The following is a 21,344-nucleotide window of genomic DNA, read 5'->3' on the forward strand; positions in this document are numbered from 1 at the left end:
GAAGGTGGAGTAATGGAAAAGAAAACCTTATGCGATTTAGAGCTTAACGGCAAAAAAGCCCTCGTGCGCGTTGATTACAACGTGCCGATGGATTCTGAAGGCAATATTACTGACGATACCCGCATTACCGCTTCGCTTGATACTTTGCGTTATCTTCTGGAGCATGGCGCTGCCGTTATTTTAATGGCTCACCTTGGCCGTCCCAAGGGCGAAGTAAACAAAAAGTATTCTTTGGAGCCTGTTGCCGTATATTTAAGCAAGCTGCTTGATATGCCTGTTGCCTTTGCGCATGACTGCATTGGTGAAGAAGCAGAAAAAATGGCAGCGGCTTTAAAACCGGGCGAAGTTTTAATGTTGGAGAACCTGCGTTTCCATAAAGAAGAAGAAAAAAATGACCTTGGCTTTGCCGAAAAACTTGCTTCGCTGGCCGATGTATATATTAATGATGGTTTCGGCGTTTCGCACCGCGCGCATGCTTCGGTGGAAGGCGTTACGCATTTTCTGCCGGCTGCCGCAGGCTTCCTGCTCGAAAAAGAAATTAAATTTATCGGGCGTGCCGTTACCAATCCGCTGCATCCTTATGCGGCAATTATCGGCGGCGCAAAAGTTTCCGATAAAATCGGCGTAATAGAAAACCTGCTTGATAAAGTTGACGTACTTCTTATCGGCGGCGGCATGGCTAATACCTTCCTTGCCGCACAAGGCCATAAAATGGGCAAATCCCTTGTTGAAGAAGATAAACTTGAACTGGCGCGTGCCCTGCTTAAAAAAGCAGCAGAAAACAACGTTAAAATGCTGCTGCCGGTTGACCTTGTAATGGCTTCTGCCTTTGCGGCTGACGCCGATACAAAGGTTGAGCGTGTTGAAACCCTGAGCCAGGACTATATGGCGCTTGACATTGGGCCGGAAAGCCGTTTGCAGTATGAAGCTGCTTTGCAGGGCGCAAAAATGATTGTTTGGAACGGCCCTATGGGCGTATTTGAAATGGATGCTTTTGCACATGGCACGGAAGCTGTTGCCGAAGCAGTTGCCAAGAGCAAGGCTGTAAGTATTGTAGGCGGCGGCGACAGTGTTGCCGCTATTGAAAAGACGGGCCTTGCTTCTAAAATAAGCCATATTTCCACCGGCGGCGGTGCGAGCCTTGAATATCTGGAAGGCAAAGTGCTGCCCGGCATTGCCGCATTGGATGACCTGCGCCGCAAAATGGTTGCAGGCAACTGGAAAATGCACAAAACGGTCGGCGAAGCGGTAGAACTTGCAGAAAGCATTGTAGAAGAAACCAACGGAACTTTGAACGAGGTTGTAATTTTCCCGCCGTTTACTGCTTTGGAAACCGTTGCCGATGCTATCGACGGTAAACATGTCGGCTACGGCGCGCAGGATATTTTCTGGGAAGATGAAGGCGCTTACACCGGCGCTGTTTCCGGCAAAATGATTGCCGATATCTGCGCGGAATATGTAATAATCGGCCATTCCGAACGCCGCACGCTGTTTGGCGACAACGAAGTTGCCGTTGCCAAAAAACTGCGCGCTGCCTACAGAAACGGCCTGAAACCTGTGCTTTGCGTTGGCGAAAATGCCGAGGAACGTGCGGAAGGCAAAACCTCCCGCAAAATAAGCATGCAGCTGCAAAGCGCATTAAAAGGCATTACTGCGCAGGAAGCCGAAAACATGGTTGTTGCTTATGAGCCTTTGTGGGCCATTGGCAGCGGCAATGCTGCAACGGCGGCAGATGCACAGGAAGTTGCCGTGCTTATCCGCAGCAAGATAGAAAAAATCTTTTCGGAAGAAGTTGCGCGCAAAGTACGTATTTTGTACGGCGGCAGCGTAACCGAAAAGAATGCTGCCGATTTTGTGCAGGGCGAAATTGACGGCGTACTGGTTGGCGGCGCTAGCCTGAAAGCAGACAGCTTCAGCGCTATTGTACGCAGTGTGTGAGGATAACATGAAACCTGTAATGCTTATGATTTTGGACGGCTGGGGCATTGCCCCGGCCGGGCCTTATAATGCGGCCAAAACTGCAAAAACGCCTGAGCTTTCCCGCCTTTTTGAAACTTACCCGCATACAAGGCTTTTAGCTTCCGGCAATGCGGTAGGGCTGCCGGAAGGGCAGATGGGCAATTCGGAAGTAGGGCATTTGAATATCGGCGCCGGGCGCATTGTGTACCAGGAGCTGACACGTATTACCAAAGCCTGCGAAGAAGGCACGCTGCTGCAAAACAAAGCGCTGCTTGAATGTATGGCGCGGGTAAAACAAAACGGCGGCGCACTGCATTTAATGGGCCTTTTAAGCGATGGCGGCGTACACAGCCACGAAAGCCATTTGTGGGCGCTTTTAAAAATGGCGAAAGCCAACGGCCTTGAAAAAGTTTACGTGCATGCGTTTTTAGACGGCCGTGATGTTGGCCCAAGCACCGCGCTGACTTATATTGAACGCCTGCAAAAAGTTGTTGACGAAACAGGCTGCGGCGAAATTGCAACCGTCAGTGGGCGTTATTACGCCATGGACCGCGACAAGCGCTGGGCGCGCACGCAAAAGGCTTATGATGCCATAACGCTGCACAGCGGAAAAACTTTTGCTTCTGCCGCTGAAGGCATTGAAGCAAGTTATGCTGCCGGTGTTACCGACGAATTTGTTGAACCGTTTGTTGTTGCTTCCGAAAATGACAGCCGCGTAAAAGACGGCGACGGCGTTATATTTTATAACTTCCGCCCGGACAGGGCAAGGCAGCTTACACGCGCCTTTACGGACAGTGACTTTGCCGGTTTTGAACGCGTTAAATTAAATGTGGCGTTTGTCTGCATGACTCAGTACGACGCAACTATTGATGCTGCGGTGGCTTTTCCGCCGGAAACGCTTGTTAATACCCTGGGAGAGGTTCTGGCAAAAAATAATCTGCGCCAGCTGCGCATTGCCGAAACGGAAAAATATGCGCATGTAACGTTCTTTTTTAACGGCGGCGTGGAAACTCCAAACGTACTGGAGGACAGAGTGCTTATACCTTCGCCGCAGGTTGCCACTTACGACTTGCAGCCGGAAATGAGCGCTTATGAAGTGACGGACAAACTTTTAGCGCTGCTTGATGAAAATAAATATGATGTTGTTATTTTAAATTTTGCCAACCCCGATATGGTTGGGCATACCGGTGTGATGGATGCTGCCGTTAAGGCAATGGAAGCGGTAGATACCTGTGCCGGTAAAATAGTAAAAAAAGTGCTTGCACTTGGCGGTGCGGTTTGCATAACTGCCGACCACGGCAACCTTGAAAAAATGTATGACGGAGAAACTAACCAGCCGTATACGGCGCATACCACTAACCCCGTGCCGTTTTTAATGGTATCGGCAGGCAGGCCGAAACTGCATGAAGGCATTTTGGCAGATATAGCGCCGACGCTGCTGGAACTTTTGGGCATAGCGCAGCCTGCAGAAATGACAGGGCACAGCCTGATAGAAAAGTAAAATAATCAGAGGTGAAAAACTCATGGCAATGATTACCGAAGTTTACGCAAGAGAAATACTCGATTCGCGCGGAAACCCGACCGTTGAAGTTGAAGTATGGCTGGAAGACGGCTCTGTCGGCCGCGCAGCCGTACCTTCCGGCGCATCTACCGGCGCACACGAAGCAGTTGAACTGCGCGACGGCGATAAAGAACGCTATGGCGGCAAAGGCGTAAGCAAAGCAGTTGATAACGTTAACGACGTTATTGCAGAAGCTTTGATTGGCCTTGAAGCAACCCGCCAGACCGAAATTGACGAAATGCTCATCCGCCTTGACGGCACACCCAACAAAGGCAAACTGGGCGCCAACGCTGTACTTGGCGTATCCATGGCAGTTGCCAAAGCCGCAGCCAACTCCTGCGGGCTGCCGCTGTACCTGTACCTTGGCGGCGTAGCTGCACAGGAACTGCCCGTGCCGATGATGAACATTTTAAACGGCGGCCAGCATGCCGATAACAACGTAGACATTCAGGAATTTATGATTATGCCTGTTGGTGCAAAATCCTTTACCGAATGCCTGCGCATGAATGTTGAAATCTACCATACTCTTAAATCCCTTTTAAAGGAAAAAGGCCTTGGCACCGGTTTGGGTGACGAAGGCGGCTTTGCGCCGGATTTGAAATCCAACGAAGAAGCCATTGCCGTTATTTTGGAAGCCGTTGAAAAAGCAGGCTACAAACCCGGCAAAGATATTGTTATGGCTCTTGACGTTGCTTCGAGCGAATTTTATAAAGACGGCAAGTATGACATGGCTGGCGAAGGCGTTGTAAAAACCAGCGAAGAAATGATTGACTACCTTGCCATGCTGTGCGAAAAGTATCCTATTATATCCATTGAAGACGGCCTTGCTGAAGATGACTGGGACGGCTGGAAAAAACTTACCAAACGCCTTGGCAAAAAAGTTCAGCTTGTTGGCGACGACCTGTTTGTAACCAATGAAGCCCGTCTTAAAGAAGGCATTGAAAAACATGTCGGCAACGCAATCCTCATTAAAGTAAACCAGATTGGCACGCTTACCGAAACTTTCCGCGCTATCGAAACCGCCAAACGCGCAGGCTACACCTGCATTATTTCCCACCGCAGCGGCGAAACGGAAGATACCACGCTTTCGGATATTGCAGTTGCCGTTAACGCAGGCCAGATTAAAACCGGCGCACCGGCAAGAACTGACCGCGTGGCAAAATACAACCAGCTTCTGCGCATTGAAGAAGACCTTGGCAGCGCAGCCAAATATAAAGGAATGGATGTTTTCTACAACATCAGCAAATAAACAGAGGCGCATAAAATGGATTTTTGTTTTAATCCCTTACAATATAAATACCCTTCGCGCCGCAGTGTAATGTACGGCACAAAGGGCATGGTTTGCAGCAGCCAGCCGCTGGCAGCGCAGGCCGGGCTTGATATGATTAAAAAAGGCGGCAACGCCGTTGATGCCGCTGTTGCAACCGCCATTGCGCTTACAATTTTAGAGCCCACCAGCAACGGGCTTGGCAGCGATGCCTTTGCCCAGGTGTGGGTTGGCGGCAAATTATACGGCTTAAACGGCAGCGGTTATGCGCCTGAACTTTTAACGCCGGATTGTGCAGCATTAAAAGATAAAACGGCAATTCCCGAGCGCGGCTGGGAATCGGTAACGGTTCCGGGTGCGGTATCTGCCTGGGCAGAACTGCACAAACGCTTTGGCAAACTGCCTTTTGCCGAACTGTTTGCACCGGCGATTGAATATGCCGAAAACGGTTACCCGGTATCGCCGGTTATCAGCCGCTTATGGCATGAAGGACTTGGCGTTTTTGCTCCGTATAAAAATAACGTGGCCTTTAAAGGCTGGTTTGATACTTTTACTGAAAACGGCGAAACCCCGGCAGCCGGTAAAGTTGCCAAACTGCCCAAACAGGCCGGAACGCTGCGCCTTATTGCCGATAGCTACGGCGAAGCCTTTTACCGCGGCGAAATTGCCGATAAAATTGATGAATTTTCGCGCAGTACAGGCGGCTATATCCGCAAAAGCGATTTAGCTGCTTACCGTGCCGAATGGGTAGAGCCAATCAGCATTGATTACCGCGGTTACCGCGTATGGGAACTGCCTCCTAACGGGCACGGCATTGTGGCGTTAATGGCGCTTAATATTTTAAAAGGTTTTGAACACGGCAGCAAAGATTGTGCCGAAAACCTGCACCACGAAATTGAAGCCATGAAGCTTGCCTACGCCGACGGCAGAAAATACGTTGCCGACCCGCGTTATATGAAAGCGCAGGTTAAAGAATTGCTTAGTGATGAATATACGGCAAAACGCCGCGCACTTATTGGCGAACAGGCAATTATGCCTAGGCCCGGCAATCCCTTCTGCGGCGGTACGGTATATCTGTGTACGGCAGACGGCGAAGGCAACATGGTTTCGTATATCCAAAGCAATTTTCAGGGCTTTGGCAGCGGCATAGTTGTGCCCGGTTACGGCATTGCCTTTAACGACAGGGCCTCCGGCTTTACGCTTGACCCGCAGCACGACGATTACCTTGTACCGCTGAAAAAACCATATCATACCATTATACCGGGCTTTTTAACAAAAGACGGCAAAGCCGTGGGCCCGTTTGGCGTAATGGGCGGTTACATGCAGCCGCAGGGTCACTTGCAGGTTATCCATAACGTAATTGATTTTGGCATGAACCCGCAGGAAGCACTGGATTGCCCGCGCTGGCAGTGGATTGAAGGCAAAAAAGTTATGGTTGAAGCAGGCGTTGGCGAAGAAATAATTAACGCTTTGCGCGCCCGCGGGCACGAACTTATCGTAACCGATGACTTTATTGATTTTGGCCGCGGCCAGATGATTTGGCGCAATGATGACGGTGTGCTTGTTGGCGCAACAGAACCCCGCGCCGACGGCATGGTTGCCGTTTGGTAAAATAATAAAAAAACAAAATGCTCCCGTTAGAACCGGCAGTTAAAAATAAAACTTCCGGAAAGCTAATGGGAGCATATCGTTTTTATAAAGAAAAATTTAAGTTACGCAATATTGCTGCACAAGTTTTTTAATGCCTGCTTATGGTGCTTGGTAACCATGGCAGGTGAACAGTTTAACAGCTCGGCAGCTTCTCTGCCGCTGTAACCATTTATGTAAAGCGCCTCAATAGTCTGCCGCTGTTTGGTGGTTAACTTATTAAGCGCTAATCTTAATAAAATACTTAATTCCTCACGTTCAATAACATCGTCGCTGAACTCGGCGCCTTCTGCCTCACTATCGGGCAGGGGCGCTTTTTTATTTTCATCCGCCCACACTTTTTTTACTTCATCGTACAGCGCAAAGTGAATACGGCACCTTACATAACCTGCAAAATGCTCATAATCAGCGCCGTTGTATGTTAATACAAACTCAATAAACTTTAACCTTGCAAGGCTTAACCCCTCCTCAAAGCCAAGGGCATTGTAAAACATATCGCGGCGCATTTCACTGCGGAACAAAGGCTCAAAAGATATGCAAAGCTGTTCCAACGCCTGCTTATCACCATTTTGGGCGGCAGTAATTAAATTTTTGGTTTCTGTTGCCAAAGTAGTAAAAGTTTTGCGCTGTACGGTTTTGGGAATAATATCCATTTCCGGCACGGCAGATTTAGGCTTTGGCGTTTCAGGCACCGCGTTAGTAAATAAAGATATTTTTCTGTTTTGGTAATTATTCAAAAATAAACCCCCTGTTAAAATAATAAGCCGTTTAGCGGTGCGCACCCAAAAAGCGGCGTAAGCAAGATTATAACCGAAGGCTTGGCAGTTTGTAAAGAGTTTGTTGAAAAAATTTGTAAAAAATAAAAAAGAACGGATTAACATAAACCAAGTTACCAGTTGGCAAGATACGTAAAAGAAAGACACAAAGTTAAAATAAGGTCTTGCCGGGGGGGAAGAATGTGGTATAATTTTAGCAAAGAGATAGAGGACGCTTTATCTCTGCAAAATCAGCAAAGTTAAACCTGCAAACCCTTTGAGGAATGTGGCGCCGCGGTAACATTCCCCGATGGCTTACAGAGTAAAAATATTTAAAGGCGCGCGCTTTTAAATAACAACGGGAAAGGTGATAAGGATGGCTAAAAGTAAAAAAAGCAAAATTTTGGCAATGGCATTATGCGCAAGTGTAATGACGGGCATCTATGCTGCTCCGGTAATGGCTGCAGGCCAGGTTACTGGCTTGAAAGATAGTACTGGTGCTGTATTAACGGCTGACGACACCGTTTCTATCAATGGTGTAGAATTTACAGTAACAGGTGCAGGTGTTGATGGTACAGTTAAAGCTGCTGGCGGTAATTTTACACAACTAACCGTTACTAGTGGCATGGAAATTACCGGAGGCGGCTTGACTGTTAATGGCGAAACTACTCTTAAAAATACTACAGTTGGCGGTACTTTGACTGCTACTGGTCTTGCTAGCCTTAATGGCGGCTTGAAAGTAACAGGTGATGCTAACCTTGAGAAATTAAACGTTAACGGTAAACTCACTGTGGATGCTATCAGTGGTGTTGTAGCTGATAACTTAACTGTAGATACCAATGCTTATGTTCAAGGTGATTTAACAGTTGGAAATGCGTTAACAGCAGGTGCAACTAATGTTAGCAGCTTGGCTGTTAACACCGATAAATTCACAGTAGATGTTTACGGCAATACTACTGTTGGCGGCAAATTGGCTGCAGGCAGCGGCAACTTTACAGTAGATACTGACGGCAATACTACTATTATTGGGGCAGATAAGCAATTAACTGTTGAGGGTACAGCTCAAATTGGTACTATGACTGCAACTACTGCTCAAGTTGGTGGTGACTTAACTGTTGTTGGTGAAACCACTCTTGAAAAGACTACAGTAAACGGCACTTTGACTGCAGGCGACACCACTCTTGCAAATACTACTGTTGGCGGTACTTTGAATGTAACCGGTGCAACCACTGTTGACAGCCTGAAATCCAACGGCAATGCTGAAGTTGGCGGTACTTTAGAAGTAACCGGCGAAACTACTCTTAAAAATGGTGCAACAGTTCAAAAGGGCTTGACTGTAAGCGGTGGTGCTACTGTTGACAGCCTGACTTCTACCGGCAACGCAACAGTAGGCGGTACTCTTGGAGTAACCGGTAAAGCAACCTTTGGTAGTGCTGAAAATGTTACCACTATTGAAGGTGGCACTATTACTACCAATACTTTAAACGTAGAAACTATCAACTTTGGTAATAAAATTCTTGATAAAAATGGTGATGATGTCTATGAATTATCTATCAATGCTAACGGCAGCGCAAGCTTTGCTAAAGGTGATGTAACTATTAGCGAAGGTGGATTAACTACATTTAAAGATGGTGATAACACAACAACTATTAATGGCAGCGAAATTGTTTCTGATGGTGGTTCGCTTGGAGAAACCACTATTAACGGCGGACAAGTTGAAATTGCACAATCACTTAAAGTTGGAGATGGATTTAAAGTAGTTGGTGGTAATGTATGGGCAAATAATGCTAATATTGGTGGCAGTGCTGATATTACTGGCGATGCTACAATTGGCGGTCAGCTTAATGTAACTGGTAATGTTACCACTACCGGCAACGTAGAAGCAGTGGACGGTAAATTTAGCGGAGACGTAGATGTAAATGGTGTTTTAAGTGCAGCTAACCATGAATTTGAAGTTAATTCTGACGGCGACGTAAAAGCCGCGGATGCTACATTTAGCGGTACTTTAAGCGCAGCTGGTGATAAATTTAATGTTAATGGTGAAGGCAAAGCAACCTTTAAAAATTCCGGTACAGGTTATACCACTATTGATGGTGAAACAATTACTTCTTATATTGATAGCGGAAACAACGGCATCCTTAAGGGCAATACCTTAACATTATATGGTGAAGGCGGTGCTGTTACTACAGCTAATGCAGGCAGTGCAACTTTTACTAAAGACCTCGGAGGTACAACTATTATTGACGGAGGTACTATTACTACCGGTACCTTAAACGTAGAAAATATTGTACTTGGAGAATCTATGACTGATAAAGCTGGCAGTTCTATTACTGTAGGTGCAGCCGGAGTTATTGATATTGAAAAAGATGAAAATACGGTATTCCATGCAGATACCGATAATTTTGAAGCTCATTATGATAACTATGATTTAACATTAGACGGAAGAAATGGTTTTGCTCTTTCTAATGGAACGAACAGCTTTACCTTGAATGGTAATGGTTTTGTGTTTGCAGGTCCGGTAAATCTTGGTGCGAGCGATGACGTAAGCTATGTTCATAATGGTGCTACTATTAAGCTTAGTGATTTAACTGGTAGAGTTGAAATACTGGAAGAAAAAACTACTGGTATCAGTTACAATAAAGATACTGGCAGCACTACTATTACAAATACAGAGAATCTTGAGAGCAGACTTACTGTTGGACAAGATGGCACTACCTTTGAAGGTACAGGAGTTGGTACCACCAATATTAACGGGGGTAAAGTAACAGTAAACGGCAATGATAGCACTGTAACAACTATAGATGGCAGCGAAATTGTTTCCGATGCAACTGCTAGCAGCACTGTTACTGGTGGAGCAGGTGCCGGAACAGGAACTGTTAACGGTGGTTATGCCGAATTTGATAAAGGTGAAGGCGATAAAACCATTGTTGATGGCGGCAATGTTAATGTAAGCAATAAAATTACCGTTGGTACCGGAACTACCGAAATTACCGGCGATCACGTAATTGTTGGCGTCCATGATGCTAATAAATCTAATATTGGCAAAGGCGAAGCAACCTTTGATAAAGGTGAAGACGGTAAAACTATTGTTAATGGCGGCAATGTTACTACCGGCAATATTACTGCAGATACCGGTAAAATCGGCAATGTTGAATTTACCGCAGACGGAACTACTTTTGAAGATGGTTCAGAAAATCAGACCGTTATTGATAAAAATGGTATTGTAGTAGGTGCCAATGACGGAACTAAGATTGATAAAGATGACGTATCTATTAATGATAAAAACGGAGGTAGAATTCATCTCTCTGATATGGGTCAGGTAGATAATATTGATGCTGAACTTAAGCAGAATGATAACTATGACGACACTGTAGTAGGCGGCATTAACGCTGAAGCAGATATTCGCCGTACAGAAGTTGCCCGTCTGGATGATCGTATCACTAAAGTTGAAGACCGCGTTGACAAAGTAGGTGCAATGAGTGCAGCAATCGCTAACCTGCGTACCATGGGTTATGACCCTGCAGCTCCCACTGAAATCGCAGTAGGCATCGGCCAGTACAGAAGCGAAACCGGCGCAGCTCTCGGCCTGTTCCACTATCCAAACAAAGACTTCATGCTGAGCCTGTCCGTATCTACCAGTGGTGATGAAGTAATGGGCGGCATTGGCGCAACCTGGAAATTCGGCCGCAAGAGTGCTGAAGAAGTAGAAGCTGCTGAAGCAAAAAAAGCAGAAAAAGCAAGAATTAAAAAAGCGGAAAAAATGAGAAAAGCAGCCAAAGAAGCAAAAGTAAAAGCACAGCAGGAACGCCATGCCAAAATGGCAGCTGAAATGAAAAAATAACAGCGTATACTTTAAAGGTCGGCAGGATAATAGTTAATTTAAAATAGTAAATAAAGGCGGGCTTGGTCCGCCTTTATTTACTATCAAAAGCACATATCAAACTATATGCAAAAGCATAAACTACCGTAAGTAAAACATAAACAAAAATAAAAACCGAACACCTTACTATAAAATACCAAACCAAAGTAAAACAAACCCCAACCATAAAATAAACCAATAAAATAAAAGACAAACACAGAAAGAAGGACAGACTATGAAAAAACTTATTTTAACCCTTACCACAATTTTTACCCTTGCCATAGCAGCCATAGGCTTTGCAGCAGATGGCGGCGACCTTAACAAAGAACAGCGCGCGGCAGAAAACTTTGTAGCAGCTTTTACTCTGGAAGCACCTGCCTACAACCAGTTTGCGAGCGGCTTTGACGATACATTAAAAGCCAAAGTGACAGAACAGGCCTATGACGTACTAAAAAAACAAGTACAGGAACGCTTCGGCAGATTAAAAGAAAGCAAATTCTACTCCTTCCAGCGTTATGACAACGTAGACTACGTAACCTACATAGGCTCTTTCAGCAAAGAAAAACTTGTAAGCATCACCTTTGCCTTCAACAAAGAAAACAAAATGACAGACTTTGCCTTAAGCCCCATGCAGCAGAACGCAGAACAGAAATAAACGGTAAAACACCATGGGCAAACTAAAAGGAATAATGGCAACCTGCCTTACAGCGGCGGCATTGTGCATGCTGCCGCTGCCAACGCTGGCGCAGAACCTGCTTGAAGCAGGTAAAACAGATGTAGGAGTGCTTTATATAGACAGCGAAAGCGTAAACACCGTAAAAAAAGACGGCAAATACTACCTGGCCTTCTTTGCCGAAGAAAAATACACAGACCAGACCTTTCTTGCAAGCTTAAGGCAGGGAGAAGACATGGCAGGGGCAGTATCAGCAGTAACGCTGTATTTATTTAACACCTTCGGCAATGAATACATAATAGGAGCGAACTACATAGTAGACAGCGAAGGAAAAGTATGCGCAGACCTTGGGGCAGACATGACGCCGGTAGACGTACGCAATAATGCAACCATGCGCAACGCCTACACAATGGCGCTTAAAATACTTCAGCGCAAAAACGCAAAGTAAAAAAGAAAGCAGCAGGAAAAAGCCCTGCTGCACAGCCAAAAACATATCAATACATACGAGGTGATATGGTGGAAATAAAAGAAATACCGTTTAACCAGACGATGCTGAAAAAAGCGGCAGGGGAAGATGAAATAGAGTACTATAACATCAACCAGCGTGACGAAAATGGAGGCAGGACGCTGGAACTTAAAATAACGGATGGAGAAGGGAAACGCAAAGTGGTAGTGCTTGCCGACAGGGGCTTTTGCATAGAAGCAAGAGAGGTAGAGCTAAAGCCTTTCAGCGGCAGGGAAGAACGCAACAGGGAGATATGGCGTTTATATAATGAAGAACATTTAACGCAGGACTTTCTGGCAAACCTGTTCAGTATAACACAGCCTTCCGTATCGCTGATTGTTAAGCAGATGAAAGCAAAATAAAAAAGGCTTAATCCGGCACATGCCGGGCTAAGCCCTTAAAACAGTTTTAAATTTTAAACCGCGGTGTTAAGCTGCGGTTTTATTTTTTTGCAGCTTCAATAGCTTTGTTGCAGTCGGCAATGAAAGCGTCAACATCAATGCCGTGGGCAGCAGCGCCCTGGCCGATGCTTTCAAAATGGGATGCCATGCAGCCAACGCAGCCGAGGCCGTATTCTGCAAAAACTTCTAAAATTTCAGGATGGTTTTGAACGGCATCAATAATGCCGGTATCTTTGGTAAGCATATTTAATAATCCTCCTTAAAGCATAAATGCTAAATTATTTACTTTTTGCCTTTCGGCTTTTTTATTATACCACAGTTTGGCGAAAATAAAAGTTGCTTTAGGGTAACTTGTTTAAAAATATTTTTGGCGGCCGGTTAATTTACAAAAAAGTGCATTAATATGCATAATAATATTGTTTTTTAACCTAAAGTGGGGTATAATGGTGTAAAGTGGGGAAAAGGGGAGGAGAGTGCCGCTATGTTAATGGGTGAATATCAGCATACTATTGACGTAAAAGGCCGCCTTTTCATGCCCGCAAAGCTCCGTGAAACCCTCGGCGGCAGTTTTATCATCAGCAAAGGGCTGGATGGCTGCCTGTTTGTATATGATAAAGATGAATGGCATAAGCTGGAACTTAAACTTAATGCTTTGCCGATGACGAATAAAAATGCCCGTACTTTCAGCAGGTTTTTCTTCAGCGGCGCAGCCGAAGTAGAATGTGACAAGCAGGGGCGTGTACTGCTTCCGGCAAGCCTGCGTACTTTTGCTGGGCTTGAAAAAAACGCGGTAATAGTTGGCGTAGGCAGCAGGGCTGAAATTTGGGACGCAGCCCGTTGGCAGGAATATAACGCAGTTAATGCCGAAGATGCCGACGCTGTGGCAGCGCAGCTTGCTGATATGGATATAGGTATTTAAAATGGCAGCAAACGAATTTAAGCATAAAAGCATTTTGCTTGACGAAAGCGTTAAATGGCTTATAACAAATAAAGACGGCGTTTATGTGGACTGCACCATGGGCGGCGCCGGGCATTCCTTCGGGTTTGCTTCGCAGCTTAACGAGGACGGAATGCTTATAGGCATTGACCAGGACGAAGATGCCATTGCCGCATCCAAAAAACGCCTGGCTCCGTGCCAATGCCGGATAGCCACCGTAAAAAGCAATTTTAAAGATTTTGATGCTGTGCTTGACAGCCTTAATATAGAACAGATTGACGGTATCTTTTTTGACCTTGGCGTTTCAAGTTATCAGCTGGATACGCCGGAACGCGGTTTTTCGTATATGCACGACGGGCCGCTTGACATGCGCATGGATAAAAGCGCAAAGCTGAGCGCGGAATATATTGTAAATAATTATTCCGAAAGCGAGCTTGCTGATATTATTCACCGTTACGGTGAGGAGCGCTGGAGCAAACGCATAGCTGCTTTTATTGCGGCAGAACGCAAAAACAAACATATTTCCACCACTTTTGAACTGGTGGAAATTATAAAAAAAGCTATACCCAAAGGTGCCAGAATGGATGGGCCGCACCCGGCAAAAAGAACTTTTCAGGCACTGAGGATTGAAGTTAACAATGAACTCGGCATACTGCAAAAAACAATGGAAAATGCTGTGGCAAGGCTTAAAACAGGCGGAAGAATTGGCGTAATAACCTTTCATTCACTGGAAGACAGAATTGTAAAACAAACTTTTGCAGCGCTTGCCAAAGGCTGCATTTGCCCGCCGCAGTTTCCGGTATGTGTGTGCGGCAGAAAACCGCAGCTGAAAAAAGTGGGGAATATTGTGCCGCCTGCGGAAGAAGTTGAAGAAAATCCGCGTGCGCGCAGTGCAAGGCTTAGGTTTGCCGAGAAATGCTGATAAATATTGATGGAGGAAAACGCTATGTTAGCCAGAAAGTATGATGAATATGCATGGGAATTGGAAGAACAACAAGAAAATACTGTACGGCAGACAGCGTATGTAAAAAGGCCCAAACAGCGCAATTTAAAACTTATGCGCCGCCGTATTGCTGTGGTGGCAGGAATTTTGCTGGCTACTTATTTTGCATGCGTTGTACGCAGCGAATGCCTTATTTCCAAAAGCAATGAGCTTGTAGCCTTAAAACAGCAGGAAGCGGCTTTGATGCTGGAAAACAGCGAAGAACGCATTGTTGTTGAGCAGCTTAAGGGACCTGAAAGAATTACCTCTATTGCCGAAAAGCAGCTTGGCATGCAGGTAGCACGCAACAATATTTACGTTAAAGCAGACAAAGGTAAAATTGCTTATGACGGTTATGCTTATGCAAAGTAAAAAACATAGCCTTCTTAAGCAAGATATGGTATAATAATATAAAATTTTATGGGAGGCAGCCTGAGTGTATTAAGGCTGCCGTTTCACTTTTGGAGGTATCCGGATGGAAAAGAATTTACAGGATTTGCTGAACCTGCTGCCGGACGCAGAAGTTACCGGCGCGGCAGGCAAAACCATTACTGATATAACTGCCGATTCCCGCGTTGTTGTACCGGGAAGTTTATTTATCTGCCTGAAAGGCGCAACTGTTGACGGGCATAAATTTTTACAGCAGGCGCATGAAAAGGGCGCGGTGGCAGCCATTGTTGAAGATGCTGCTGCATGCCCGGAAGGCATGACGCTGATTAAGGTAAACGATACCAGAAGGGCCATGGAGTTAGTGACCCCTTATTTTTTTGACTATCCCGGCAAAAAAATGCGCATGATTGGCGTTACCGGAACTAACGGCAAAACAACTACCACCAATATTATCAGGCTTATTCTGCGCAGGGCGGGATATAAGGTTGGCATGATTGGTACCATTAATATTATGATTGAAGACGAAGAAACCGTTTCGCATAATACAACGCCGGATGTTGTTGATTTGCAGAAAACTCTGTATAAAATGCAGCAGTGCGGGTGCGATTATGTGGTAATGGAAGTTTCGAGCCATGCTTTGGCATTAAAACGTGTTGCCGGTATTGAATATGATACGGCTGTTTTAACCAATATCACGCAGGACCATCTGGATTTTCATAAAACTTTTGAAAATTACCGTGATGCCAAAAGCCTTTTGTTTGAACATCTGGCAGTCGGCACCAAGGAAGGCAAAAATGCCGTGCTTAACATGGATGACCCCAGCAGTAAAATTATTGCCGCACGCACTAAAGTGCCGGTAATTACTTACGGCGAAAGCAAGGATTACGATATTTATCCCATCAGTTTTGACGTGCAGGCCAAACAAATGGCATTAAAGCTGCATACACCTGCCTGCGAGATGGATTTGGTGCTTAAAATTACGGGTGAATTTAATGTATATAATGTAATGTCCGCCGTGGGCGCAATGCTTGCCGAAAAGATTGACCCGCAAATTATTATGGATGTGCTTGACGGCTTTGACGGCGTGCCGGGACGTTTTCAGCTGGTAGAGGCAGGGCAGCCCTACACCGTAATTGTGGATTACGCCCATACCCCGGACGGCCTGGAAAACGTGCTGAAAACTGCGCGCGGCATTACTCGCGGCAAACTTTGGGTTGTGTTTGGCTGCGGCGGTGACCGCGACAACAAAAAACGCCCGATTATGGGACGCATTGCGCTGGAACTTGCGGATAATGTTGTTGTAACTTCCGATAACCCTCGTACCGAAGACCCTGAACTTATTATTGATGAAATTGAAACCGCTCTTAAGGAAATTCCGGCAGGTAAAACCAGCGTGCGTTTAAGCGACAGGCGCGAAGCAATTAACTATGCCCTTGCACATGCCGCTGCTGACGATGTTGTTTTAATTGCCGGCAAAGGGCATGAAAATTATCAGATAATCGGTCATGAAACCATTCATTTTGATGACCGTGAAATAGTGCAGGAATACTGGCAGAACAAAAGGTGATATGATGTTTGATTTGCAGGAAATACTGGCGGCAACGGGCGGAAGCTGCCGCAGTTTGCAGAAAGTTGAATTTACCGGCATTAATACGGACAGCCGTACAATTAAAAGCGGAGAACTGTTTGTAGCGTTAAGCGGCGAAAATTTTGACGGCCATAACTATTGCGCCAAAGCACTGGCACTTGGGGCAGCGGGCGTACTTGTAAGCCATGCTGTTGAAGGCTTGCCGCAGGATGCCGTTGTTATAAAAACAGATGACACTTTAAAAGCATATCAGCTTATTGCCAAAGCCTGGCGTGATAAGCAAAAGAATTTAAAGGTTGTTGCGGTAACCGGTTCCAACGGTAAAACATCAACCAAAGATTTGATTGCAGCCTGCCTTGCCTGCAAGTATAATGTTGTTAAAACGGAGGCCAATTTTAATAACGAAATAGGGCTTCCAAAAACATTGCTGAACATTAAAAACGATACGGAAATTGCCGTTGTGGAAATGGGCATGCGCGGCCTGGGGCAGATACGCGCCCTGTGCAAACTGGCAAGCCCCGACGCTGCCGTTGTAACAAACGTTGGCGAAACACATATGGAACTTTTGGGCAGTATGGAAAATATTGCCAGAGCTAAAAGCGAAATTGTTGAAAATTTAACGGCGCAGCAGTTTGCAGTGCTTAATAATGATGATGCTTTTGTACGCCGCATGGCAGATAAAACCGCAGCCAAAGTTATAAGCTACGGCTGTACGGAAGAAGCCGGCGTATATGCGCAGAACATTAAACTTACGGCTGAAGGCAGCGAGTTTGACTGCGTTTGTGCCGCAGCAGGCGAAAAAGAACATATCGTGCTTCCGCTTTTGGGCGAACATAATGTTTATAACGCGCTGGCAGCCATTGCCGTGGCAGCTGCATTTAATGTTCCGCTGGTGCAGATAAAAAATGCTTTAAAAGATGTGCGCCTTACCGGTAAACGCCAGGAATTTATGCAGTTTGGCAGCGTAACGGTTATTAATGATGCCTATAATGCCAGCCCTGCATCTATGGCAAGCGCTTTAAAAACACTGCATGCCGTAAAAGATGCCAAAGGCGGCAGGGCGGTTGCCGTGCTGGCAGATATGCTGGAGCTTGGTGCGCTTTCCGTGCAGGCACATAAAGAAGTTGGCGAAATGGCCGCTGCCGAAGGCGTTGACGTGCTTATTACCTACGGCACGGAAGCAATACATACAGGACGAGCAGCACAGGAAAAAGGCGTAAAAACCTTTATTTGCCATGACCGTGCGGAAGCAGCCAAAATTTTAAGCGGCATTTTACGCAATGATGATATAATTTTACTCAAAGGCTCTCATTCCATGCAGGTTGATGGCTTGATTGACCTTGTTCTTAAAAAATAAAATCCGGAGTGTTGGATAAATGACAATTAATCTTCTTGGTGCACTGGCTACGGCGTTTATTATCTGTGCCGTAACAGGGCCGAGCTTTATTTCGGTTTTGCATAAACTGAATTTTGGGCAGAGCATCCGCGAATGCGGCCCGAAAGAACACATGAAAAAAAGCGGCACGCCTACTATGGGCGGCATTATGATGCTGCTGGCAATTCTGGTTGCCGTTGCCGTATGGTGCAATTTTACACCGGCGTTGTGCATTGCGCTGCTTTTAACCTTCGGCCATGCGCTGATTGGTTTTATTGACGATTATATTAAAGTTGTAATGAAACGCAACCTTGGCCTTACTGCTGCCCAGAAGTTTTTTATGCAGTTTGTACTGGCTGGGGCGTATGTTTATTATATTGAAACCCATGTGCAGTCTGATTTAAGCATAGCCATACCCGGTACGGAATATATGCTTCCGTTAGGCTGGTTATATTACGTGCTGGTATTTTTGCTGCTTGTGGGCACAACTAATGCCGTAAACCTTACCGACGGGCTTGACGGGCTTGCGGCAAGCGTTACGCTGCCAGTAACGGCTGCTTATGCGTTTATTGCCTATAACACCGGCCATGCCGATTTAAGCGTGTTTGCGCTGGCCATTACCGGTGCGTGCCTCGGCTTTTTGCTGTTTAACCACCATCCGGCCAAAGTGTTTATGGGCGATACCGGTTCGCTGGCAATAGGCGGCGGTGTTGCGGCGCTGGCGCTGCTTACGCATACTGAGCTTTTGCTTGTAATTCTCGGCGGCATTTACGTTATGGAAGCAACATCTGTAATAATGCAGGTTACTTATTTCCGCCTTACGGGCGGCAGGCGTATTTTCCGTATGACGCCGATACATCATCATTTTGAACTTGGCGGATGGAAAGAAACCAAAATTGTAAAACGTTTTTTTGCCGCAAGCTGCCTGCTGTGCATTGCGGGTGTTTTGCTGTGGCTTAACGGAAACGGAGGATTTTAATTTTGAGTAAGGCTGTACTTGTTTATGGCATAGGCATCAGCGGGTGCGGTGCTGCGGATATTCTGGCACGCCAGGGCAAACGTGTGCTGCTTTATAATGATGCCGGGCATGAGGTTGATGCAGATTTAAAAGAACTGCTTGCTAAAAGCGGCGGGCAAATTGTAATAGGCAAAAAAGAAGGACTGTTGGACGATGTGGAAGAAGTAATCCTTTCACCGGGCATCAGCATGGAGAACCCTTTGGTGCAGGAAGCGCTGAACCGCGGCATTAATGTAACCGGCGAGGCGGAACTTGCTTACCGCAATTATAACGGGCATATTGTGGGCATTACCGGTACCAACGGCAAAACAACAACCACTATTTTGATAGGCGAAATGCTGGCAACGCTGCCCTGCGTAACAAAGGTTGGCGGCAATATTGGCATGGCGCTTACCAAAGAAGTTGAAACCATGCCCGAAAATTCGTGGCTGGCGGCTGAACTTTCCAGCTTTCAGCTGGAAACGGTGCAGAACTTCCGCGCAGAAATTGCCGTTATTTTAAATTTAACGCCTGACCATTTAACGCGCCACCATACAATGGAAGCTTATGGTGCGGCCAAATGCAACATTTTTAAAAACCAGCATCCGGAAGACGTAACACTGCTTAATTTTGATGACCCTGTTGTTAAAAGCTGGGGCGGGCTTGTGCCGGGCAGATTGTGCTGGTTCAGCCGCAGGGAAGTTTTGCCGCAGGGCATTTATATGCAGAACGGCAATTTTGTTATTGCCTGGAACGATACTAAAGAAGTTATCTGCAACAGGAAAGATTTGCAGATTTTTGGCGGGCATAACGAAGAAAACGTGCTTGCTGCTATTGGCGCGGCGTTTTTTGCAGGCGTTGAACCCTGTAATATTGCAGAAGTGCTGAAAAACTTTAAAGGTGTTGAACACCGCATTGAATATACGGCGACAATTAACGGCGTACGTTATTATAATGATTCCAAAGCAACCAATACCGATTCTACCATTAAGGCGCTGGAAGCGTTTGACGGGCATTTGATTTTAATTGCCGGCGGGCGCGATAAACTGACCCCGCTTGAAGAAATGATGCAGCTTGTAAAAACAAAGGTTGATACGCTGATTTTGCTTGGCGAAGCGGCAGAGCGTTTTAAAGAAGCGGCTGAAAAAGCAGGCGTCAGCGATATACGCATGGTAACTTCCATGAAGGAAGCTGTGGAGCTGGCGTATAAAACGGCTGTTAAACCGCAGACGGTGCTTTTATCTCCGGCGTGCGCATCCTTTGATATGTTTACAGGTTTCCCGGAGCGCGGGCGCTGCTTTAAACAGATAGTTGCGGAACTTTCGGCTGCGGAGGAAAAATAAAGTGAAGGTTATACTTTCCGGCGGCGGTACAGGCGGGCATATTTACCCGGCGCTTACCATTGCCGACCAAATAAAAAAACTTCGCCCCGATGCGCAGATTATTTTTGTAGGCACGCAGCAGGGGCTTGAAAAAAATATTATTCCGCGCTACGGTTATCCGCTGCGCTATATTGAAATAGCTGGTTTTAAACGCAGCCTGAGTTTTGACACGCTGCGTTCCTTCGGCAAACTGTTTACCGGGCTGATTGGCGCAAACAGCCTTATCAGCGAAATAAAGCCGGACCTTGTTATTGGCACCGGCGGCTATGTATGCGGGCCGGTAGTGTTTTTGGCGGCTCTGCGCGGCATTCCAACCGCAATTCAGGAGCAGAATGCCATGCCGGGTGTTACCAATAAGATTTTGGCACGCTTTGTAAAAAAAGTGTTTTTGGGTTACCGTGAGGCTGAAAAATATTTTACGGGAAAATCGCGTAAAATATATACCGGCAACCCTATCCGCAGTGAAATTCTTTCCAATAAACGCAGTGAAGCGATAAAATTTTTCGGGCTTGACCCGGAAAAACAAACCATTCTGGTATCCGGCGGCAGCCGCGGCGCACAAAGCATTAACAAGGCCATGCTTTATGTTGAACAGGCGCTGAGCGGCAGGCATGATGTGCAGGTACTGCACGCCACCGGCGAAGCCAATTACGAGGAATATATTAAGGAGCTAAACAAAAAAGGCTCTTTTGAAGATAATATAGTTGTTAAGCCTTATCTGCATGATATGCCAATGGCACTGGCGGCGGCAGATTTGGCGGTGTTCCGCGCGGGGGCGATAGGCCTTGCGGAACTTACGGCAAAGGGCGTGCCTTCGGTTTTAATTCCGTACCCTTATGCAACTGCCAACCATCAGGAGTTTAACGCCCGTGCGGTAGAGGCTGCCGGTGCGGCCAAAGTTATTTTGGATAAAGAACTTACAGGCGAAAAACTGCTTGAAGAAATAGAGCATTTATTAATACGCAGCGAAGATTTGCAGAAAATGAAAAAAGCTGCCAAAAGCCTGGGCAGGCCCGGTGCGGCGAAGGAAATTGCGCAGCAGGCGCTGCAGCTTGTAAAAAATTGA

General features: G+C 46.2%; 18 protein-coding genes. 16 read left to right on the forward strand and 2 right to left on the reverse strand.

The genetic code is table 11. The features are described from left to right. Nucleotides 1-12: 12 nt before the first annotated feature. From tpiA to M3079_RS00365, 4 genes are read left to right on the forward strand one after another with little or no spacing between them, the layout of a single operon-like run. Nucleotides 13-1,938, forward strand: coding sequence for a triose-phosphate isomerase (gene tpiA, locus M3079_RS00350; protein WP_249076561.1), 1,926 nt, complete (start codon nt 13-15; stop codon nt 1,936-1,938). A gap of 7 nt (nt 1,939-1,945) precedes the next feature. Then, nucleotides 1,946-3,460 carry a 2,3-bisphosphoglycerate-independent phosphoglycerate mutase gene (gpmI, locus tag M3079_RS00355; protein WP_249076563.1) on the forward strand — a complete coding sequence of 505 codons (1,515 nt, stop codon included), beginning with the start codon at nt 1,946-1,948 and terminating at the stop codon, nt 3,458-3,460. Nucleotides 3,461-3,482: 22 nt separating this feature from the next. After that, complete coding sequence (eno, locus tag M3079_RS00360; RefSeq protein WP_021715406.1) at nt 3,483-4,769, forward strand: phosphopyruvate hydratase; 1,287 nt, start codon at nt 3,483-3,485, stop codon at nt 4,767-4,769. A gap of 15 nt (nt 4,770-4,784) precedes the next feature. Next, nucleotides 4,785-6,398, forward strand: coding sequence for a gamma-glutamyltransferase family protein (locus M3079_RS00365; protein ID WP_249076564.1), 1,614 nt, complete (start codon nt 4,785-4,787; stop codon nt 6,396-6,398). A gap of 101 nt (nt 6,399-6,499) precedes the next feature. On the opposite strand, the gene M3079_RS00370 is transcribed toward M3079_RS00365, so the two are convergent. After that, a complete protein-coding gene (locus tag M3079_RS00370) occupies nt 6,500-7,171 on the reverse strand; it encodes a sigma-70 family RNA polymerase sigma factor (RefSeq protein ID WP_249076565.1) in 672 nt (223 codons plus the stop codon). A gap of 394 nt (nt 7,172-7,565) precedes the next feature. On the opposite strand from M3079_RS00370, the gene M3079_RS00375 reads away from it, so the two are divergent. From M3079_RS00375 to M3079_RS00390, 4 genes are all read left to right on the forward strand, one after another. After that, nucleotides 7,566-11,030, forward strand: coding sequence for a YadA-like family protein (locus M3079_RS00375; protein WP_249076566.1), 3,465 nt, complete (start codon nt 7,566-7,568; stop codon nt 11,028-11,030). 253 nt (nt 11,031-11,283) lie between these two features. Beyond that, nucleotides 11,284-11,703 (forward strand): DUF3887 domain-containing protein, encoded by a 420-nt coding sequence (locus tag M3079_RS00380; RefSeq protein ID WP_249076567.1) that lies wholly within the window; start codon nt 11,284-11,286, stop codon nt 11,701-11,703. Nucleotides 11,704-11,716: 13 nt separating this feature from the next. Continuing rightward, entirely contained in the window at nt 11,717-12,169 is a 453-nt protein-coding gene (locus M3079_RS00385) for a hypothetical protein (protein WP_249076568.1), read from the forward strand. 65 nt (nt 12,170-12,234) lie between these two features. Then, nucleotides 12,235-12,588, forward strand: coding sequence for a hypothetical protein (locus M3079_RS00390; protein WP_249076569.1), 354 nt, complete (start codon nt 12,235-12,237; stop codon nt 12,586-12,588). 79 nt (nt 12,589-12,667) lie between these two features. On the opposite strand, the gene M3079_RS00395 is transcribed toward M3079_RS00390, so the two are convergent. Then, nucleotides 12,668-12,871, reverse strand: a complete 204-nt coding sequence (locus tag M3079_RS00395; RefSeq protein WP_021715372.1) for a DUF1858 domain-containing protein — start codon at nt 12,869-12,871, stop codon at nt 12,668-12,670. 237 nt (nt 12,872-13,108) lie between these two features. On the opposite strand from M3079_RS00395, the gene mraZ reads away from it, so the two are divergent. From mraZ to murG, 8 genes are all read left to right on the forward strand, one after another. Continuing rightward, a complete protein-coding gene (mraZ, locus tag M3079_RS00400) occupies nt 13,109-13,546 on the forward strand; it encodes a division/cell wall cluster transcriptional repressor MraZ (RefSeq protein WP_021715373.1) in 438 nt (145 codons plus the stop codon). Between the two features lies 1 nt (nt 13,547). Next, nucleotides 13,548-14,486 carry a 16S rRNA (cytosine(1402)-N(4))-methyltransferase RsmH gene (gene rsmH, locus M3079_RS00405; RefSeq protein ID WP_021715374.1) on the forward strand — a complete coding sequence of 313 codons (939 nt, stop codon included), beginning with the start codon at nt 13,548-13,550 and terminating at the stop codon, nt 14,484-14,486. Between the two features lie 24 nt (nt 14,487-14,510). Next, nucleotides 14,511-14,918 carry a hypothetical protein gene (locus M3079_RS00410; protein ID WP_249076570.1) on the forward strand — a complete coding sequence of 136 codons (408 nt, stop codon included), beginning with the start codon at nt 14,511-14,513 and terminating at the stop codon, nt 14,916-14,918. 103 nt (nt 14,919-15,021) lie between these two features. Then, complete coding sequence (locus M3079_RS00415; RefSeq protein WP_249076571.1) at nt 15,022-16,503, forward strand: UDP-N-acetylmuramoyl-L-alanyl-D-glutamate--2,6-diaminopimelate ligase; 1,482 nt, start codon at nt 15,022-15,024, stop codon at nt 16,501-16,503. A gap of 1 nt (nt 16,504) precedes the next feature. Beyond that, the gene (gene murF, locus M3079_RS00420) at nt 16,505-17,881 is read left to right on the forward strand and encodes a UDP-N-acetylmuramoyl-tripeptide--D-alanyl-D-alanine ligase (RefSeq protein WP_249076572.1); all 1,377 of its coding nucleotides are present in this window, start codon (nt 16,505-16,507) and stop codon (nt 17,879-17,881) included. 19 nt (nt 17,882-17,900) lie between these two features. Beyond that, nucleotides 17,901-18,878, forward strand: coding sequence for a phospho-N-acetylmuramoyl-pentapeptide-transferase (gene mraY, locus M3079_RS00425; RefSeq protein WP_249076574.1), 978 nt, complete (start codon nt 17,901-17,903; stop codon nt 18,876-18,878). Next, on the forward strand, nt 18,872-20,239 hold the full coding sequence (murD, locus tag M3079_RS00430; protein ID WP_349293320.1) for a UDP-N-acetylmuramoyl-L-alanine--D-glutamate ligase: 1,368 nt from the start codon (nt 18,872-18,874) through the stop codon (nt 20,237-20,239). The genes mraY and murD overlap by 7 nt, the downstream gene beginning before the upstream one ends. Before the next feature lies 1 nt (nt 20,240). Beyond that, complete coding sequence (gene murG / locus M3079_RS00435; protein ID WP_249076578.1) at nt 20,241-21,344, forward strand: undecaprenyldiphospho-muramoylpentapeptide beta-N-acetylglucosaminyltransferase; 1,104 nt, start codon at nt 20,241-20,243, stop codon at nt 21,342-21,344.

This window comes from Phascolarctobacterium sp. ET69, from assembly GCF_023336935.1.
In the GTDB taxonomy this organism is placed as follows: Bacteria; Bacillota; Negativicutes; order Acidaminococcales; family Acidaminococcaceae; genus Fusicatenibacter_A; species Fusicatenibacter_A intestinipullorum.

Bases quoted from the DNA above. Each gene is read 5' to 3' on its own strand.
- M3079_RS00380 (WP_249076567.1), top strand. From the start codon at position 11,284: ATGAAAAAACTTATTTTAACCCTTACCACAATTTTTACCCTTGCCATA.
- rsmH (WP_021715374.1), top strand. From the start codon at position 13,548: ATGGCAGCAAACGAATTTAAGCATAAAAGCATTTTGCTTGACGAAAGC.
- M3079_RS00410 (WP_249076570.1), top strand. From the start codon at position 14,511: ATGTTAGCCAGAAAGTATGATGAATATGCATGGGAATTGGAAGAACAA.
- murF (WP_249076572.1), top strand. From the start codon at position 16,505: ATGATGTTTGATTTGCAGGAAATACTGGCGGCAACGGGCGGAAGCTGC.
- M3079_RS00395 (WP_021715372.1), bottom strand. From the start codon at position 12,871: ATGCTTACCAAAGATACCGGCATTATTGATGCCGTTCAAAACCATCCT.
- M3079_RS00390 (WP_249076569.1), top strand. From the start codon at position 12,235: ATGGTGGAAATAAAAGAAATACCGTTTAACCAGACGATGCTGAAAAAA.
- gpmI (WP_249076563.1), top strand. From the start codon at position 1,946: ATGAAACCTGTAATGCTTATGATTTTGGACGGCTGGGGCATTGCCCCG.
- tpiA (WP_249076561.1), top strand. From the start codon at position 13: ATGGAAAAGAAAACCTTATGCGATTTAGAGCTTAACGGCAAAAAAGCC.
- mraY (WP_249076574.1), top strand. From the start codon at position 17,901: ATGACAATTAATCTTCTTGGTGCACTGGCTACGGCGTTTATTATCTGT.
- M3079_RS00385 (WP_249076568.1), top strand. From the start codon at position 11,717: ATGGGCAAACTAAAAGGAATAATGGCAACCTGCCTTACAGCGGCGGCA.
- mraZ (WP_021715373.1), top strand. From the start codon at position 13,109: ATGTTAATGGGTGAATATCAGCATACTATTGACGTAAAAGGCCGCCTT.
- M3079_RS00375 (WP_249076566.1), top strand. From the start codon at position 7,566: ATGGCTAAAAGTAAAAAAAGCAAAATTTTGGCAATGGCATTATGCGCA.
- M3079_RS00365 (WP_249076564.1), top strand. From the start codon at position 4,785: ATGGATTTTTGTTTTAATCCCTTACAATATAAATACCCTTCGCGCCGC.
- eno (WP_021715406.1), top strand. From the start codon at position 3,483: ATGGCAATGATTACCGAAGTTTACGCAAGAGAAATACTCGATTCGCGC.
- M3079_RS00415 (WP_249076571.1), top strand. From the start codon at position 15,022: ATGGAAAAGAATTTACAGGATTTGCTGAACCTGCTGCCGGACGCAGAA.